Origin of the sequence: Candidatus Poriferisodalis sp., assembly GCF_965262965.1 — a bacterium.
GTDB lineage: Bacteria > Actinomycetota > Acidimicrobiia > Acidimicrobiales > Poriferisodalaceae > Poriferisodalis.
This window is the reverse complement of record NZ_OZ253573.1, coordinates 2,709,559-2,725,626: the sequence shown is the minus strand read 5'-3', so window position 1 is coordinate 2,725,626 and position 16,068 is coordinate 2,709,559. Positions and strand designations below refer to the sequence as shown.

General features: G+C 63.1%; 14 protein-coding genes. 5 read left to right on the top strand and 9 right to left on the bottom strand.

Annotation, left to right across the window (positions count from 1 at the left end; genetic code table 11):
• Positions 1 to 86 precede the first annotated feature (86 nt).
• From ACQY5K_RS13045 to dnaA, 8 genes are all read right to left on the bottom strand, one after another.
• On the bottom strand, positions 87 to 749 hold the full coding sequence (locus tag ACQY5K_RS13045; RefSeq protein ID WP_428115939.1) for a DUF3566 domain-containing protein: 663 nt from the start codon (positions 747 to 749) through the stop codon (positions 87 to 89).
• Between the two features lie 17 nt (positions 750 to 766).
• Positions 767 to 1,219 (bottom strand): pilus assembly protein TadG-related protein, encoded by a 453-nt coding sequence (locus tag ACQY5K_RS13040; RefSeq protein ID WP_428115936.1) that lies wholly within the window; start codon positions 1,217 to 1,219, stop codon positions 767 to 769.
• Positions 1,220 to 1,229: 10 nt separating this feature from the next.
• Positions 1,230 to 3,842, bottom strand: a complete 2,613-nt coding sequence (gene gyrA / locus ACQY5K_RS13035; protein WP_428115933.1) for a DNA gyrase subunit A — start codon at positions 3,840 to 3,842, stop codon at positions 1,230 to 1,232.
• A gap of 13 nt (positions 3,843 to 3,855) precedes the next feature.
• Positions 3,856 to 5,847, bottom strand: a complete 1,992-nt coding sequence (locus tag ACQY5K_RS13030; protein ID WP_428122690.1) for a DNA topoisomerase subunit B — start codon at positions 5,845 to 5,847, stop codon at positions 3,856 to 3,858.
• A 328-nt stretch (positions 5,848 to 6,175) separates the two neighbouring features.
• Positions 6,176 to 6,496, bottom strand: a complete 321-nt coding sequence (locus ACQY5K_RS13025; protein ID WP_428115930.1) for a DUF721 domain-containing protein — start codon at positions 6,494 to 6,496, stop codon at positions 6,176 to 6,178.
• A gap of 76 nt (positions 6,497 to 6,572) precedes the next feature.
• A complete protein-coding gene (gene recF / locus ACQY5K_RS13020) occupies positions 6,573 to 7,658 on the bottom strand; it encodes a DNA replication/repair protein RecF (protein ID WP_428115927.1) in 1,086 nt (361 codons plus the stop codon).
• A gap of 101 nt (positions 7,659 to 7,759) precedes the next feature.
• The gene (gene dnaN / locus ACQY5K_RS13015; protein ID WP_428115924.1) at positions 7,760 to 8,869 is read right to left on the bottom strand and encodes a DNA polymerase III subunit beta; all 1,110 of its coding nucleotides are present in this window, start codon (positions 8,867 to 8,869) and stop codon (positions 7,760 to 7,762) included.
• Between the two features lie 320 nt (positions 8,870 to 9,189).
• Entirely contained in the window at positions 9,190 to 10,749 is a 1,560-nt protein-coding gene (dnaA, locus tag ACQY5K_RS13010) for a chromosomal replication initiator protein DnaA (protein ID WP_428122688.1), read from the bottom strand.
• A 440-nt stretch (positions 10,750 to 11,189) separates the two neighbouring features.
• On the opposite strand from dnaA, the gene rpmH reads away from it, so the two are divergent.
• The 5 genes from rpmH to ACQY5K_RS12985 are packed head-to-tail and all read left to right on the top strand — an operon-like array spanning position 11,190 to position 13,747.
• Positions 11,190 to 11,324 (top strand): 50S ribosomal protein L34, encoded by a 135-nt coding sequence (gene rpmH / locus ACQY5K_RS13005; RefSeq protein WP_419921568.1) that lies wholly within the window; start codon positions 11,190 to 11,192, stop codon positions 11,322 to 11,324.
• Positions 11,321 to 11,698 carry a ribonuclease P protein component gene (gene rnpA / locus ACQY5K_RS13000; protein WP_428122685.1) on the top strand — a complete coding sequence of 126 codons (378 nt, stop codon included), beginning with the start codon at positions 11,321 to 11,323 and terminating at the stop codon, positions 11,696 to 11,698. The genes rpmH and rnpA overlap by 4 nt, the downstream gene beginning before the upstream one ends.
• Positions 11,695 to 12,000 carry a membrane protein insertion efficiency factor YidD gene (yidD, locus tag ACQY5K_RS12995; RefSeq protein WP_428115920.1) on the top strand — a complete coding sequence of 102 codons (306 nt, stop codon included), beginning with the start codon at positions 11,695 to 11,697 and terminating at the stop codon, positions 11,998 to 12,000. The genes rnpA and yidD overlap by 4 nt, the downstream gene beginning before the upstream one ends.
• The gene (gene yidC, locus ACQY5K_RS12990) at positions 11,988 to 13,181 is read left to right on the top strand and encodes a membrane protein insertase YidC (RefSeq protein WP_428115917.1); all 1,194 of its coding nucleotides are present in this window, start codon (positions 11,988 to 11,990) and stop codon (positions 13,179 to 13,181) included. Before yidD ends, yidC begins: the two co-directional genes overlap by 13 nt.
• 41 nt (positions 13,182 to 13,222) lie before the next feature.
• Positions 13,223 to 13,747 (top strand): Jag N-terminal domain-containing protein, encoded by a 525-nt coding sequence (locus ACQY5K_RS12985; RefSeq protein WP_428115915.1) that lies wholly within the window; start codon positions 13,223 to 13,225, stop codon positions 13,745 to 13,747.
• Positions 13,748 to 13,808: 61 nt separating this feature from the next.
• On the opposite strand, the gene ACQY5K_RS12980 is transcribed toward ACQY5K_RS12985, so the two are convergent.
• Entirely contained in the window at positions 13,809 to 15,839 is a 2,031-nt protein-coding gene (locus ACQY5K_RS12980; protein WP_428115912.1) for a cytochrome P450, read from the bottom strand.
• Positions 15,840 to 16,068: the final 229 nt, after the last annotated feature.

Here is a 16,068-nt window from a genome sequence, read left to right as displayed (position 1 = left end):
GATAGCGCTGTGTTACGGCCGTGACCACGCACTTTCGCAGACGCTCGTGGCATCGCCGGCAATGAGACTGTGGATGCCGACCCTGCTCAGCGAGCCGGTGGACGCTCGCTGTCGGTGAGCACGGTGACCCGAATACCACCCGTCAGATCGCTGATCAGATTGAACATGATCGCCATCACGACATTGAAGGCAACACCGACCGTGGCCACGATGAGGCCGATGATTCGAGCCCGCTGGTAGATCACCATGCCATCGATCCTCCAGCTCTCGTACGAACCGACCTCGGTGATGAAGGACTCGATCTTTTCGACGAAGCCCGAGCGCTGCGCCGCGTTCCACAGCAGAACGCCGGCCGCGAGCACCGCCACGTAAAGGCAGGCGTAGAGCAAGGCCGAGACCTTGAACACAGACCAAGGGTCGATGTGCCTCAGGATGCGGTGGGTACGCCGAGCCCGTGTTCTGCGCTGCTGCAGCCACGACCAACGAAGCGGTGCCGCGGATCCCGCGGTTGCCGGCGGCTGGTCGCCTGCGCCGTGAACCCCTCGTGCCGCACCGGGTGACATGGGCCCCGGAGACGGCTGCGCCGCGGGAATCTGCGGTGGCGCCGTGTGCCCGCTCGGCGGCGCAGCCTGCTTCTGCGCGCGGGACGCAGCCGTGATTCCCAGCGCTTCCGCGAACAACTCGTCAGTCGGCGTCGGCCCGCCTGCGGGCGGCGGCACGGGTCCGCCACCGGATGTCGCGTCGGCCACGCTTCGCAGTGTAGGAGTCAGCCGTCGGGCGACTCGTGCGTGGGCGTCCACACGGGCGCTGCAGCAGTCGCAACGGCCCGCTGGCCGCCGAGATCGACAACAACCCGTACCAGTACCTCGTCGGCGCCGATGGTCACGTCGAATGCCTCCACGCGCCCGCCGGCAGCCTCTGCGGCCGCAGTCGCCGCGGCCTGATCAGCAATTTCAGCCCCGGGAACAACTGCGGTCGCTGTCGAGGCGAACGAGGCAAGAGCAGCGGCGTCTGCCGCGGCCTGCGCGCGAGAACTCGACAACGCGGCGTGCCCCCAACGAGCAACAAGGCCGAGGCTCACGATCAGGGCCAGCGCCAAGAGCGCTACCGGGAGTGCTGCCTGACCGCGCTGGCTCCCCGCACCGCACCAGGTGCAAGCAGGAAGAGTCGGGGCACCCAAGCCGGTCCCCGGGGCACGACCGAGTTCAGCCACCGACATTGGGGCGACGCTAGGCGGGCGTGCTGACCTCGTCATCAAGGGTTTCGCCGGATCCGATGTCGGCGATCTCGGAAGCCGGCTCGTCGTTCTCGAGGTCGACCGGGGCAATTGCCACCACGGTCTCGCCGTCGCCCAGCGCCATCGCCCGTACTCCGGCGGTGCCACGGAGATAGCGAGAAATGTCCGCGGCCCTAGTGCGAATGAGCACCCCGCTTGAAGAGACAAGCAGAACCTCGTCGTCGGTGTCCACGAGCCGGGCTCCGGCGACGTGAGAATCGGCCTCGGGCAGCTTCACGGCGATGACGCCGAGGCCGCCCCGTCCCTTGCGCGGAAATTGCGCTGCCGCCGTGCGCTTCGCTGCGCCCGTGCTCGACACCACGAGCAGGTCTCGGCCGTCATCAGCTCCAAGCACGTCAGCCGCCGCCACAGTGTCGCCCTCACGCGGCCGCATCGCCCGCACGCCGGCAGCGCTGCGGCCCATGGGGCGGATCTCCCTCTCGGCAAATCGGATAGCGCGGCCGGCACGCGAGACGATCAGCACGTCGTCGTCGCCGGATGTCTCGAGCACACGGACCAGTTCGTCGCCGTCGCGCAAACTGAGCGCAATCAAACCGTTGGCGCGGATGTTCTCGTACGCGCTCAGCGCCGTCTTCTTGGCACGGCCTTGCCGAGTCACGAACAGCAGATAGCGATCTGAAGGGAACTCCCGCGCAGCCACCACGGCCTCGACCCGCTCGCCTGAAGCCAGCTGCAACAGATTTACTATCGCTGTACCGCGTGCCGTGCGGTGCGTCAGCGGCAACTCATAGGCCTTCAGACGGTGCACTCGCCCCTGGTTGGTGAAGCACAGCAGCCAGGCGTGAGCCGTCGTCAGCAGCATGCGAACGACAACGTCGTCATCTTTGAGTCGAGCGCCCTGCACCCCGCGGCCCCCGCGGCCCTGGGTCCGGAACATGTCCGGCGAGGTCGCCTTCACGTAACCCTCGCGGGTGAGCGTCACCACCAGCGGTTCGTCGTCGATGAGGTCTTCGGCGTCAACGTCGCCGGGGTCATTGACGATCTCGGTGCGCCGCGGTACCGCGTGCGCCTTGCGTACGGCGCTCAGCTCGTCGATGATCACCTGCCGGAGGCGCGCATCGTCGCCGAGGATTGCCTCCAGCACAGCGATCGTTTGCGCAAGCTCGACCAGCTCATCTTCCAGGCGAGCTCGGCCCAGCCGGGTCAGGCGGCCGAGCTGCATGTCGAGGATGTGGTTCGCCTGCTCAGCGCTGAACGACATCGGCTCGACGCATAAGCCCGCAAGCGCGCCAGCGCGATCCTCGCTCGCACGAATCAGAGCGATGATCTGATCGATCACATCGAGCGCGCGCAGCAGGCCTTCCACAATGTGCGCTCGAGCGCGCGCCACATCCAGCCGATGCTGGCTGCGACGGGTCACCACTTCGATCTGGTGGTCCACATAGGCCACGAGGGCGTCGCGCAGGTTCAGTGTGCGTGGCACCCCGTCGACGAGCGCCACCATGTTGACGGCGAAGCTGGACTGCAGCGGCGTGTGCTTCCACAGATTGTTGAGCACCACGTTCGCCGGTGCTCCGGCCCGCAGTTCAATGACGAATCGCGTCTTGCCCTTCGCGGACTCGTTGCGCAGCTCGGTGATGCCATCAATGACCTTGCGATTGACCGCATCGGCAATCTTGCGCTCGATGGCCTCAACCGAGGTCTGGTACGGAATCTCGGTCACCACGATGCGCGACCGCCTGCCGTCCTCAACGATTTCGGCCCGGGCGCGTATGCGCACCGACCCGCGGCCGGATGACATCGCAGCTCGCGAACTCGCTCGGCCCAGCAGCAAGCCGCGCGTCGGAAAGTCCGGGCCGCGCACGAACTCCATCAGATCATCGACCGTGGCGTCGGGATGACCGATGAGATGGATCGTGGCGTCGATGATCTCGCCAAGATTGTGCGTGGGGATATTGGTGGCCATGCCCACCGCGATGCCCTGGCTGCCGTTGACGAGCAGATTCGGGAACCGCGACGGCATGACGAGCGGCTCGGTACGCGATCCGTCGAAGTTGGTCGCGAAATCAACAGTGCGTTCGTCAATGCCCTCGACCATGCTCATGGCCAAGTTCGTCAGCCGGCATTCGGTGTAGCGGTAGGCAGCCGGGGGATCTGAGGGCGAGCCGAAGTTGCCGTGCGGGTCGATGAGCGTGTTGCCCAGGCTGAATGACTGACCCATGCGCACCAACGCGTCATAGATGGAGCCGTCGCCGTGGGGGTGGTAGTTGGCGATGACGTCGCCGACAACCGTCGCGCACTTCTTGTGAGGCCGGTCCGGCCGCAAACCCGTGTCGAACATGGACCACAAGATGCGGCGGTGCACCGGCTTGAGCCCATCGCGTGCATCGGGCAATGCTCGGCTCGTGATGACCGACATGGCGTAGTCCAGGAAGGACTGCTCCATCTCGGTCTGGATTTCGATGTCGAGCACAGCGACCCGCTGCTCAGGCTGTCCGTTGGCCGGTACATCGTTCGAGGGCGTATCAGTCGCTACCCCGTCGCCGACGCCGGCCCGCGCTACCCCGTCGCCGTCGCCGGCGACCTGTGAACCATCGTCGCTCATCGAATCACCTCGCTCAGACGTCGAGGAATCGAACGTCGCTGGCGTTGTTCTGGATGAAGCCCCGGCGGGCGTCTACGTCGTCGCCCATGAGGATGCTGAAGATGAGGTCCGCGGTCGCTGCCTCTTCGAGAGTGACCCGCAAGAGGGTGCGCTGCTGTGGGTCCATGGTGGTGTCCCACAACTCTTGTGCGTCCATCTCGCCGAGCCCCTTCAGGCGTTGGAATTCGTTGCGGTGGTTCGGCCGTCCGGTAAGGAACGCCGTCTTGGCTCGATCGTCCTTGAGGTAGACGGTCTCAGTGCCGACCTTGGTGGAGTACAGCGGCGGCTGGGCGATGTAGACGCAACCGTGCCCGAGCAACGCCCGCATCCGGTGGAAGAAGAACGTCAGCAACAGCGTACGGATGTGGCTGCCGTCGACATCGGCGTCACACAGCAGGATCACCTTGCGATAGCGCACCCGCTCGATGTCGAATCCACCCTCACCAGTCGCGCCCTCGACGCCCGCACCGATCGCCGAGATCAGCGCCCCGATCTCGTTGTTGTCGAAAATGCGCTCAGGGCGGCAGCGCTGGACGTTGAGGATCTTGCCTCGGATCGGAAGGATCGCCATCGTGGCCGGATCTCGGGCCTCTTTCGCCGATCCACCCGCTGAGTCGCCCTCGACGATGTACAGCTCGGACTCGGACGGGTCACCCGAGGAGCAGTCGGTCAGCTTGCCGGGCAGGCCAGCACCTCGCAGTGCCGACTTCCGCACGGTGTTGCGCGCCTTCTGAGCAGCAACGCGGGCACGGCGCGCATCGACAGCCTTGCCGATGACGAGCTTGGCCTCGCTGGGATGCTCTTCGAGCCACTCGGACAGGCCGCTGTAGGCCGCTTTCTGAACCAAGCTGCGCATGGCCGTGTTGCCGAGCTTGGCCTTGGTCTGGCCCTCGAACTGCGGTGAATGAAGGCGCACGCTGACAACAGCGGTGAGCCCTTCACGGATGTCGTCACCCTGGAGGTTGCCGTCGTCGGGCCGCAACATCTTGCGGTCGCGGGCGTACGCGTTGACGGCCGAGGTGAGTGCCGAGCGGAAGCCTTCCGCGTGCATTCCGCCCTCGATGGTGTTGATGCCGTTCGCGAAGCTATGAAGGCCATCGGTGTTGAAACCGTTGTTCCACTGGAACGCAATCTCGACTTCGTCGCCCTCTTCGGCGGCGGAGAGGTAGCCGACCTCATCGAAGAGCGCTTCTGACGACTCGTTGAGATGGCGCACAAAGTCGCGAATGCCGCCGGGGTAGCAGAACTCGTGAAGAGTCGGCACCGTGTGGTGCGTGGCGAGTCGCCGCTCATCGGTGAAGACAATTCGCAGGCCCGCGTTCAAGAACGCCATCATTTGCAGGCGCTCGGTCAGCGTCTGTGCCCGGAACTCAACCTGCTCGAACACCGTGTCATCGGGCCGGAACGTGATGGTGGTGCCAGTGCGGCCAACCGGTGACGGTCCAATATCGGTGACCTCGCCGACAAGTTCTCCCCCGTTGTGGAACTGGATCCGCCAGCGTCGCCCGTCACGGTCAATGAGAGCCTCCAGCTCGCAGGACAAGGCATTGACGACCGAAACGCCCACACCATGAAGACCGCCCGACACCTTGTAACCGCTGCCGCCGAACTTGCCGCCGGCATGAAGCACCGTCAGCACGACTTCCGCCGCCGATTTGTTGGGGTACTGCGAATGTGTCTCGACGGGAATACCGCGCCCGTCATCTGCGACGCAGCATGAGCCGTCGGCCCGCAGCGTCACCTCGATAAGGCTGCAATGGCCGGCCATCGCCTCGTCGACGGCGTTGTCGACCACTTCGTACACAAGGTGGTGAAGACCGTTTGGGCCTGTCGAGCCGATGAACATGCCTGGTCGCTCGCGCACTGGCTCGAGGCCTTCGAGCACCGTGATCGCGTCCGCGTTGTAGGCCCCGACGACAGGTGCAGCAACGCCGGATGCGGCATCAGCTGGCTGGGCGTCCCCAATGTCGGCAGAAGCAAGCGTCGTGTCGGTCACAGTGCGAATCGCGGCATGAATCACCGTTGAGTGGAGATGGCTCCGGTCGGCGCTGCGGTCGCGCAGCGAAGGGTGTACAGGACGGCATCCGATCGGATCTGCAAGCTCGAGCGGCCCTGTTGCTACGCATCGAACAGAGCGTTTTGAGCCAGAATCCTGCGGCACCCTTCCTAGCTGTTGAGTCTACCGGAACCCCGACGTTTTTCGGTGGAGTCGGGTCGTCAGCACGAGCGCTATAACCGCAGGTCAGCATCACTTTGTTGTGACGAGCGTAGGTTCGTTTCGTCGGCTGGTTTGCTCAGATCCGCGGATGCACGCGCAGATGCAGCTCAGTGATCTTCGCGGCAGTAGTGCCAGCGTTCAAGGCATCCAGAATCCTGCTCGTATGATACCGGATTTCGGTCGCCCACGCCGGGTCGTCAACGACAACAATGAGGCGTCCCGCGTCGAGCCGATCCGGGCGCGCATGAGCCGCAATGGCGTCGCCGACGGCATCCGACCAGCGCCGCGTGAGGTCGATTGCCCGGCCCCTCGAGCCAAAGCCTGCAGTGACCGTGCGCAACGAATCGGCAATCGATCGAGGTTCGCGCCATCGGGGCTGGTCTCGTCGCCTGCTCATGTCCCACACATGCTCGCGTGCCGATGCGGCAGTGGCGCCCAGCGGGGAGTCGGAGCGTCAACGCCCGCGTGCGCCGTCACGGTGCTGTCGTTGCTGCGCCGTCACGAATGTGCACGCAGCTTCCGAATTCGATGCCGTCGGGGACATTGCCCATAGCCGACGTCAGGATGGTCTGCGCGCTGGGCAGGCAGTCGACCAGCCGACGGGCCCGTCCATCGTCCAGCTCGGAAAAGACGTCATCGAGCAAGACCACGGGCGGATCGTCGAACGCTGCTGCGGTGTAGCTGTGCTGCGCAAGTCGCAAGGCCAAAGCGATGCTCCGCTGCTCGCCTTGGGATGCGTGTGTGCGCGCTGGCAGCCCGCCCACAGAGATATCGAGGTCGTCACGGTGCGGGCCCACGAGGGTTGCCCCGCGGCGGAGGTCGTCTCGTCGACCCGAAGAGAGCATCGCTGCGAGGCCACTCTCGCGCCACGGCGCCGAGTACGACAAGTGAACCGGTGTCTCGACACCAGCCAGCCGGGTGTACGCGCTCTGAATGTCCGGCGCAAGCGCCGCGCACAGCGCGATCCTGCGCTCGGCGACGATCTCGCCGGCAGCGGCGAATTGGGTGTCCCAGACGTCCAGCGTTGCCAACGCCTCGTGGTCCGGGCTCCGCCCGGTCTGCTTGAGCAAGTTGTTGCGCTGCCGCAGACTCCGTTCGAAGTCCGCTCGGACCGCGCGGAACTGCGCATCAGTTCTTCCCAGGACCTCGTCGAGGAACTCGCGGCGGACCGACGGACTGCCACTGGGCAGCGCGAGATCAGTCGGGCAGAACACGACCGTGGAAACCACGTCCGCCAAGTTCCGCAACGGTCGCACCGGATTCCGGTTCACCTGTGCGCGAGACCGCCCCCCAGCAGCGATCTCCATTTCCACCACATGCGGCCGGCCGCGCCGCTCGATCTCTGCGCGGACAATCGCTCGCCCGCAGCCGGAACGAACAAGCACCTCGCTGGCTGCACCCCGAAACGAACGCGTGCCACTCAGCAGATCCAACGCTTCAAGGAGATTCGTCTTGCCGTGCCCGTTGGGCCCCAGCACGAGAGTCCGCGCTGCATCGAAATGCACGCGCGTCGAGCGGTGATTGCGAAAGTCCTCAACGCTCAGCCAGGCAACAATCACGGCAGCAAGCTCAACGATTGGAGGCCAGCGGGCGGCGTGGCGCGACGTTCGAGGTCACGTTCGTGCCGGTCTCACTCGGGGCCCAACCGATTGCCCCGAGCTCAGGACACCCGCACTGGCATCAGCAGATACAAAAACTCGCCCTCACCTGGAGTACGAAGGACGGCGGGCTTGAGTGCGTCGAGGCGTACGAGCTCGACAGTCTCTCCGCCGGCTGCCTCAAGACCTTCAATGAGATAATCAGGATTGAACGCGACGGTCGTCGGTGTTCCTTCGTAGCTGGCGTCGATTTCCTCACTGGCGCTGCCGACGTCCTGGCTGATCGCGGTGAGCTCGATGCTGCCCTCACGCAGCGCAATGCGAACTGGTGCATTGGTGTCGCGGGCCAGCAGGCGAAGTCGCCGGGTTCCGTCGAGCAGTGCGACTCTGTCCACTTCGAGGCGGTTCTCGGACGAATCCGGAATAAGCGGTTGGTAGCTCGGAAATTCGCCTGCAATCAGCCGGCAGGTGACCTGAGCAATGTGGTCGGCGTCGCTGACTTCGAAGGTGACCTCGCGTTCGCCGAGGCGCATCGTCACGTTCTTGGACGGCGCGAGGATTCTGCTCAGCTCCTCGAGCGCCCGTGACGGTACGAGGACCTGCTGGCCTTCGCTGAGCACTTGGGCTCCAGGGAGGTCCCGCAACGCAAGCCGGTAAGAATCCGTCGCAACAAGGCGAAGGCCCTCTTCGCGGGCCGCCATGAGCACGCCGGTGAGGATCGGCCGGGCGTCATCAGAACTCGCGGCTCTCGCGACTTGGCGAAAAGCCTGCGCAAGATCTTCGGACGGCACATTGACTTCGTCGCCCGCGGGCGCGGGCAATGTCGGAAAGTCGGCAACCGGCAGCGTGCGCACGGAGAACAACGACCGACCGCTGGCTATCTGCACCTCGTCCTCAAGGACCTGCAGGCTGACGTCGCCCGATGGCAGCGACCTCGCGATGTCCGTCAGCAGCCGAGCAGGGACCACCGTCTCGCCCTCGACCTCGACCGCTGTGCGCAGCTGGGACCGCACTGTCAGATCCAGATCCGTGCCAGTCACCGTCAGCCCGTCGGCGTCGGCGCGCAAGTGAAGTCCGGTGAGCACGAACAGCCCGCCACCGCGGGCATTCACGCCGCGGCTCGCAAGCACCAACTGATCAACGAGTACGTCTCGTTCAATGCGCAATTTCACGGGTGATTCTCCTTGGCCGGTCCGGGCCGATGTGCTGGACAATCCTCAAGTCTGTGGTTGAGAAGTCTTAGTAGTGGCTGTAGGGGCTGTGGATTGTGGACAACCCGGCGTCCTTGCAGATCAGCCAGTTTTGGCTGTCAACAGTCATGCCTGCGGCGTCCACAGCTCAGGGCTCCTCTTGTTTGGTCGTCGGCAGCGCGGTGGAAAAACCCAAGATTTCCCGAGGGCTGTCGAGAGCTTTTCCACTCGTTGTCCACAGCGTGTGGAGACACACTAGGCCCGTATGTCGACGGTGTCGCGGAAGGTATCGCCGCTCGCTGTCAGACAGCTCGGACACGCGCGATCAACTGAGCAACCTGGTCGTACACCTTCCGCTCCGATGGGAGCAATCGGTTGATCTTCTTGACGGCGTGCATGACGGTGGTGTGATCGCGGCCGCCGAAGACGCTAGCGATGGCTGGATAACTCAGATCGGTCAGCTCACGCATCACGTACATGCTGATCTGTCGTGCCTTCACCAATCCCTGCTGGCGCCCTGGACTGGTGAGTTCGGCTATGTCGTAGCCAAAGACATCCGCGGTCATCTGCAAGATGCGATCGGTGGTGATGGGCTCTTCCTGTGGCTCCCGCACGTCGCTGAGAATCTGCTGCGCCATCTCGAGCGCGACTTGACTCCGAGTGAGGCTGGCAAATGCGGTGACCCGCACCAATGCGCCTTCAAGCTCGCGGATGTTGTTCGTGATGAGGTGAGCGATGTACTTGAGCACTTCGTCGGGAACGTGGCGATGCTCGGTCTTCTTGCGAAGGATGGCGACACGGGTCTCAAGATCCGGCGGCTGGATGTCGGTGATGAGACCCCATTCGAACCGGCTTCGCAGCCGATCGGACAGCGTCGCGATGCTGCGTGGCGGACGGTCTGAAGAAATGACGATCTGACGGCCGGCCACGTGCAGCGAGTTGAACGTGTGGAAGAGCTCTTCCTGGAGACCTTCCTTGCCTTCCATGAACTGGATGTCGTCAAGCAGCAGGACATCCAGATCGCGGTAGCGCCGTTTGAACGCGGGTGTCGTGTTCATCCGGATCGCCTCGATGAACTCGGAGAGGAAAGTCTCGGTGGAGACGTAGCTGACTCGGTGCTCCGGCAGCGTCTCGCCGAGATAGTTGACGATCGCTTGCAGCAGGTGCGTCTTGCCCAGTCCGGTACTCCCGTGAATGAACAGCGGGTTGTACGCGACGCCGGGAGTCTCTGCGACAGCGAGCGCGGCAGCTTGAGCAAATCGATTGCTGCTGCCTGTCACGAAACTACCGAAGGTGTATCGAGGATTCGTGGCGTCAGCGTGCGGAATTTGCGGCCGAGCTGGCGTTCGCGCAGGTGGCGGGGCGATTTCGGCCTCTGGCTCTTGCTCGGCGGCTGGCCTGGGCAGCGCGTAATCCTGCACATCTGCGTTGGTCACGTTGGCCTGGTCCAAGTCGCCGATGTCGGGTCGGGTCTCGATCTCGTAGTTCTGGGGGCGCACAGGAAGCTGTTCGAATGCCGCGTGAAGCATCGGGATGTAGCGCCGCTGGATCCGGTCGCGGATCATGTTGCTCGGCGCGATGAGCACGGCAAGCGCGTCGTCGATGTGCAGAGCTTGAAGATGGCGAAAGTAGCCGAGCCAGAGCGCTTCGGAGACTGTCTCGCGCAGAATCTGTCGACACTGAGACCACAGTGCGTCGGTGTTGGTCCGGTCTGTCGGGCCAGATCGCGGCACCTGGGTGCCCGGAACCGAAGCGGGGCTAGTCGGTGGCTGGGATTGACGCGGATTCCGGCTCTCCTCAGGTTCGTGCGCTGCTGCGCTCGCCTGCGGAGAACTCGCCACGACATCCTCGTCTCTGTGCAGCCTTCGAGGCTCGTCCCGGATCTTCAGTGCCCGCGAGCCGCGGCACGGCGCTGGGGTAGAGGCAACTTATGGGCGAGTACACCGCGCTGCAAGTGCGGCACAAGCCGTGTCAGGAATGCGTCAATTCCCGCAGCAACGGCAATTCGTCGACAGCCCCATGACACCCGCATAACAAGCGGTTGACATCGGGATTTGCGCGCGAGTTCGGCCGATTCGGTGGTCAACGAAATCTGCGGCTGTCGAGTGATTCCGCGCGATGTCGCGCGCGGTTCGCCGGAATCGCGCGCGATCGCACTGCAAACAGGACGCGCTGCAATGTGCCGCCTGTGGGCAACGCCCGTAGGCTGTCGGGACCTCAGGGTTGACCGCCGGACCCGAATGGGCCACCTGCCCGCAACTCGTGTACCAGCTCGCAGGGTGAGCCCCTAGGAGACTGCAGCGTGAAACGCACGTACCAACCCCACAATCGCCGCCGAGCACGCCGCCACGGGTTTCGTCATCGGATGTCCACCCGCGCAGGCCGTGCTGTCGTGAAGGCTCGTCGACGCAAGGGCCGGCAACGGCTGAGCGCCTGATCGATTCGTGCCGCAGCAGGGCCGACTTCACAGCGCTGCGCCGCGGTCGCCGCTTCGAAAGCGACGCTTTGTGGATCTCGTTCGCGCCGGATCCAGAACTGGATCGCCCACGCGTCGCGTTCGCAATCGGGCGGCGACAGGGAACGGCCGTCGCGCGCAATCGAGTCCGGCGCCGGCTTCGCGAAATTCTTCGGGAGCATTCGAGTGCGCTCGTTCGGGGCCGGTACCTGATTGGCACGCGTCAGCCTGCGTCAACAGTGTCGTATCGCCAAGCGCGCACCGAACTGCTGTTCCTGCTCGAGACGGCGTCGGGGCAGAACTGTCGGTCGCAACTGGCCCGATCGGATCTGGCCCCGTCGGATCTGGCCCCGTGAAGGCCAGTGTCGCGGCACGGGTGCTGTCTTCGGCCGTCCGCTTCTACCAAGCACTCCCCCGCTGGCGCCCCGCTAGCTGCCGTTTCGATCCCACGTGCTCGAGGTACGCGCTCGAGGCCCTGCAATCGTGGGGAGCGGTCCGCGGCGGCTGGCTGGCCCTGCGCCGCATTGCTCGCTGTCATCCATGGGGCGGGTGGGGTTTCGATCCTGTGCCGGGGCGACTGACTGTCGCCGACGCAGTGACCGCCAGCCCCAAAGCCGATGCTGTTCGTGACACCGGGGAGCATTCATGTTCGACGTGATTTTCAATGGGCTCGCGAGCGTGATGTCGTGGTTCTACTCGTTGGTTCCTGATTACACGTTCGCCATCTGCATGCTCACTCTGGCGATCATGCTCGTGTTCACTCCGTTGACATTGCGGGGCGCTCGGGCCATGACGAAGACCCAGGGGTTGCAGCCCGAGATGACGCGCTTGCGCAAACAGTACGCGGGTGATCGCCAGAAGATCAACGAAGAGATGATGAAGCTGTACCAGGCCCACGGGGTGAGTCCCCTGGGCGGGTGTGTGCCGAACCTCGTGCAGCTTCCGATCTTTTTTGTGCTGTATCGAGTGATCTGGAACCTGCGCATTCCCGAGGACAACACGAGCGACAATCCGTTCCCCCGCAATCTGAGCAGTGATTCGGAGTTGTACCGAGATCTCGTGGAAGCCGGGGGCGAAATGCCCTCGCTCGGTATGGATTTGGCGCAATCGGTCTGGGATGTGCTGACTGAGGCCAGCGACATCGCCGGTTTCATCAATGGGTCCCCGTATCTCGGTCTCGTGGCGATCACCTTCATTCTCGCCTGGCTGCAGCAGCGTCAGATGGCGAAACGGCGAGCCGGCGGACCCGCGATGCCGAATCGTCAGATGGAACTGATGATGAAGTACATGCCCTTCATGCTGCCGGTGTTCAGCTTCATCGTGCCCGCAGCGCTGATTCCCTACTTCATTGTGTCGAGCCTCTACCGGATGCTGCAGCAGGCGTTCATACACGCCACGATGAAGCCACCCCAACCGTTGACCGACGGAGTCATTGAGGCCGAGACGGTTGACGAACCAGAGGCGACTCCGACCCAGCAAGTTCCCAACCAGCGTTCACGCAAAGCGCTTGATGCTGAGGCCGCGCGCCAAGCAGAACGAGAGCGGCGCAGCGCCGAGCGGTCGAACCGGTCGAAGCCGCCGCCTCAGCATGCACCGGACAATCGTGTGACGGACGGTTCCGATGACGGCCCGCCCCAAGTTCGGCGAACACGCTCGTCAGCGGAGCGCGTTACTGATGCTGGCAAGCGGGCACGAAAGGGTTCGTACTCCAAAGACGCCGAGGCCAACCGCAAGCGTGGCCGCCGTCGCGGTCGCACCGAAGCCAAGGACGGACCAAAGCCAATCCAAAGCCGCCGCACGTCCGGAGACGGCCGGACCCGCAATCGCAGGAAACGATGACATCGATCCCCCGAGCGCCCCGGGGCAGGTGAGACTGCGCCGTGGAATGGGTCATCGTCACCGGATCGACCGTCGAGGCCGCGACAGACCGCGCACTCGACGCACTGTCGATAGCACTCGAAGACGCCGACGTGGAGGTCATGGCGGCGCCGTCGAGTTCCCGATGGGGACTGCGGCGCCACCCAGCGAGAGTGCGTGTTCGTGTCCGGCCGACCGGTCCACCGCCTCGATTGGGTGAGGCCCGGCGCGACCGCCGCCGATCGCGCCGCTCGGGTGCGAAGGGACAGTCTCCGAAGCGGGCACCGTCGGGAAAGCAAGGACAGAAGCAAGGACAGAACAGCGGGAGCCAGTCCGGGCGTCGGCCCTCACGGCGGCGGCGCGGATCCGGGTCGCAGTCAGGCAAGGCGAGCTCGCAGCGTCAGCCGAGCGCCGTTTCGACGAAGGCACCGACCGCCGCCAGCGACGCAGGGAAAACGACGAGCACTCGTTCTCAAACAGCGGCACAAGGTCAAGGTGTTACCACTGCACGCCGCCGGCGCCTACCCGGCCATGGTGACGAAGGCTGAGCTCGAACGCACGAACCAGCTTCGCTGCATCAATCAGCTTCGCTGTATCCGCACCGATATTTCAGACGTGCAGTTCGTGCCTCTGCTCGGTGATGACGAACTTCAGGTTCTTTTTCGGAGACATCGACGGAACCATACTGATCTTGAGGTGCTGGCTCGCTGGCGGAAGCTCGAAAGTGAAGTGATGAGCAAGCAGCAGCAAATTGATCGCCATTCCCCACTCGACCAATTGAAAGCCCAGGCAGCGGTGCGTTCCGAGACCGAACGGGGCGTAACCGGTTGTGAGATGTTCCTTGCGCGATGGTAGATAGCGGTCAATGTCGAATGTGAAGGGATCAGGAAAGACCTCGCTCATGTAGTGCGATGCCGTTTGAGCGATGTACACCTGTGATCCGGCCTGCAAGATATAATCCTTGACCACACACGTGTTCATGACAGTTCGCAGCGACACGCCCACGATCGGGTACATCCGCAGGCATTCCATGATGAATCTTTGGGTGACATCGATCGCGTCGGAGGTGAGATCTTCTTGTTGTGGATCGCCGCCGGCAAATAGCTTGTCTGCTTCCGCTCGAATCTTTGCGTAGAGTTCGGGCCGAGAGATCATTGCGTAGATGGCGAAGCTCAATTGGTCGCCGAGATACATGCTCGCGAGCAACGGTGCGGTAAAGACAAAGCGTAGATTCGTCTCTGGCATGAGTTGCGGATCACTGTGGTGTAGATCAAGGACGTCGTCCACATGATCCCGAGGGCAGCCGGATCGCTGAGTGGGCGTATGGTTGACGTGAACCCGGTCCATCACCGTATCGATTGCTTTTGCCCGTCGCTTCATTCCCGGCGTGTGCAGCAGAAATTTCGGTAGCACTTTCGCAACGTGCGTGTTGAGAGCACGAATCTTGAACGCGATCATGTCATCGACGACGTCCTGCGAATCGATACTGAGCAGCAACGGCGAGAATTGCGAGTTCACATAGCGCCTGGTATTCTCAACGACAGGTATCGCATCACCCACGTTCCATTCAGATATATACGTCCGGGCGTGATGGATGATGTCGCTGATTTGCTCTTCTGCACGTGCGCGGCCATAGCCCGGCCGGAGCGCCTTACGCAGCCGAAAATGATCGGGTCCGTCAAGGGCGGGTAATAGTCCATGGGCACCATATGTCTTTTCGATATCGGCGAAATAGCTTCTGGAAGTAATGTACAGTCGACCGTATCTGTGTGTCCAACGGTTCGTATCGGGACCGGCCATAAAGACCTTGGGGTTCTTCGAGAACGGAATCTTGAATTGGAATATTGGCCCGTATTTGGCGGCTAAATCTGCAAGTAACGCGGAAAGATTGCCGTCCTTTCTATGGCGGTGAAACAAGAGCTTTCGTAGTGGAACCCGCGGGATCGGTTTAGAAAGCGTCGGACGTCGAAGCGCCGGGCCTGCGAGATTCTCTTCAATTGCATTGGCGATCGCGCGGCCGATCAATTCTAGTTGACAAATGAGCCCGATGCGCTTCTCAGCATCGTTGTCAAGTTCGAATGTATGACGCAAGACGTCGCATGCATTGGCAAGGCAGATGATGATGATGTCGCGGGGATTTGGAATGACGTTGTCGAAGATCATGCGGCCGATGCGTATCTTGACAAACTCGACGGCAGTTCCTTCCTGGGTGTAGCCGTACAGCTCTGGTCGCCAAGCTGTACGTGACAAGGACCAGAAGTCTCCAGAGTGATGCTCGAGGATATCGAGGTCCACAAGGCGCTCAAGCGTGGAGTCAATAATTGATTCCGCGAGGGGCGAGAGCCGTTCAATCCAGTATTGAGCGCTGCGCTGCTCTGGCTCGCGTGCTATCTTGTTCAGGACCGAGTCGAGGATGGGGTCGCCGGTCTCGGTTTCGTCCAAAAGAATCAACGACGTCATATCGGTGTCGATGCGTGCCACGAGCGACAGTTCTGCAAGCACGGCACCGAAGACGGCACAGTTCAGGTTCCAGCCGGGTATTGGACGGAAATAACCAGTCTCCTCGTTGAGGAGCATCAGAATAAGCTCCTCAGGCAGGCTGAGCAGTCGCGTTGTCACCGGCTGTGTAGATTGGGCCATCGGGTTGCTGCTTCTCTCTTGCCGTAGCTACAGCGCTGGCGCGCAGAACCTGCCGGCGTGGCGAACAGTGTAACTCGCGTTGCTAGTTTTCTTCGCGCGACGTAGGTTTTCTTGGTGTGTGTGATGTCGTGCATTTTGTGGCCTCACGAAGCGTTGTTCTGGCTGAGTCGTCACCCCACCATGGAGCGCCCTAGTTGGGTAGCACCAGGTTGGCCGCGCGCGGGGTGTA

What these genes read in the sequence shown, in the direction of transcription:
- yidC (WP_428115917.1), top strand. Translation starts at nt 11,988, where the DNA reads ATGTTCGACGTGATTTTCAATGGGCTCGCGAGCGTGATGTCGTGGTTC.
- gyrA (WP_428115933.1), bottom strand. Translation starts at nt 3,842, where the DNA reads ATGAGCGACGATGGTTCACAGGTCGCCGGCGACGGCGACGGGGTAGCG.
- ACQY5K_RS13025 (WP_428115930.1), bottom strand. Translation starts at nt 6,496, where the DNA reads ATGAGCAGGCGACGAGACCAGCCCCGATGGCGCGAACCTCGATCGATT.
- ACQY5K_RS13040 (WP_428115936.1), bottom strand. Translation starts at nt 1,219, where the DNA reads ATGTCGGTGGCTGAACTCGGTCGTGCCCCGGGGACCGGCTTGGGTGCC.
- ACQY5K_RS12980 (WP_428115912.1), bottom strand. Translation starts at nt 15,839, where the DNA reads ATGGCCCAATCTACACAGCCGGTGACAACGCGACTGCTCAGCCTGCCT.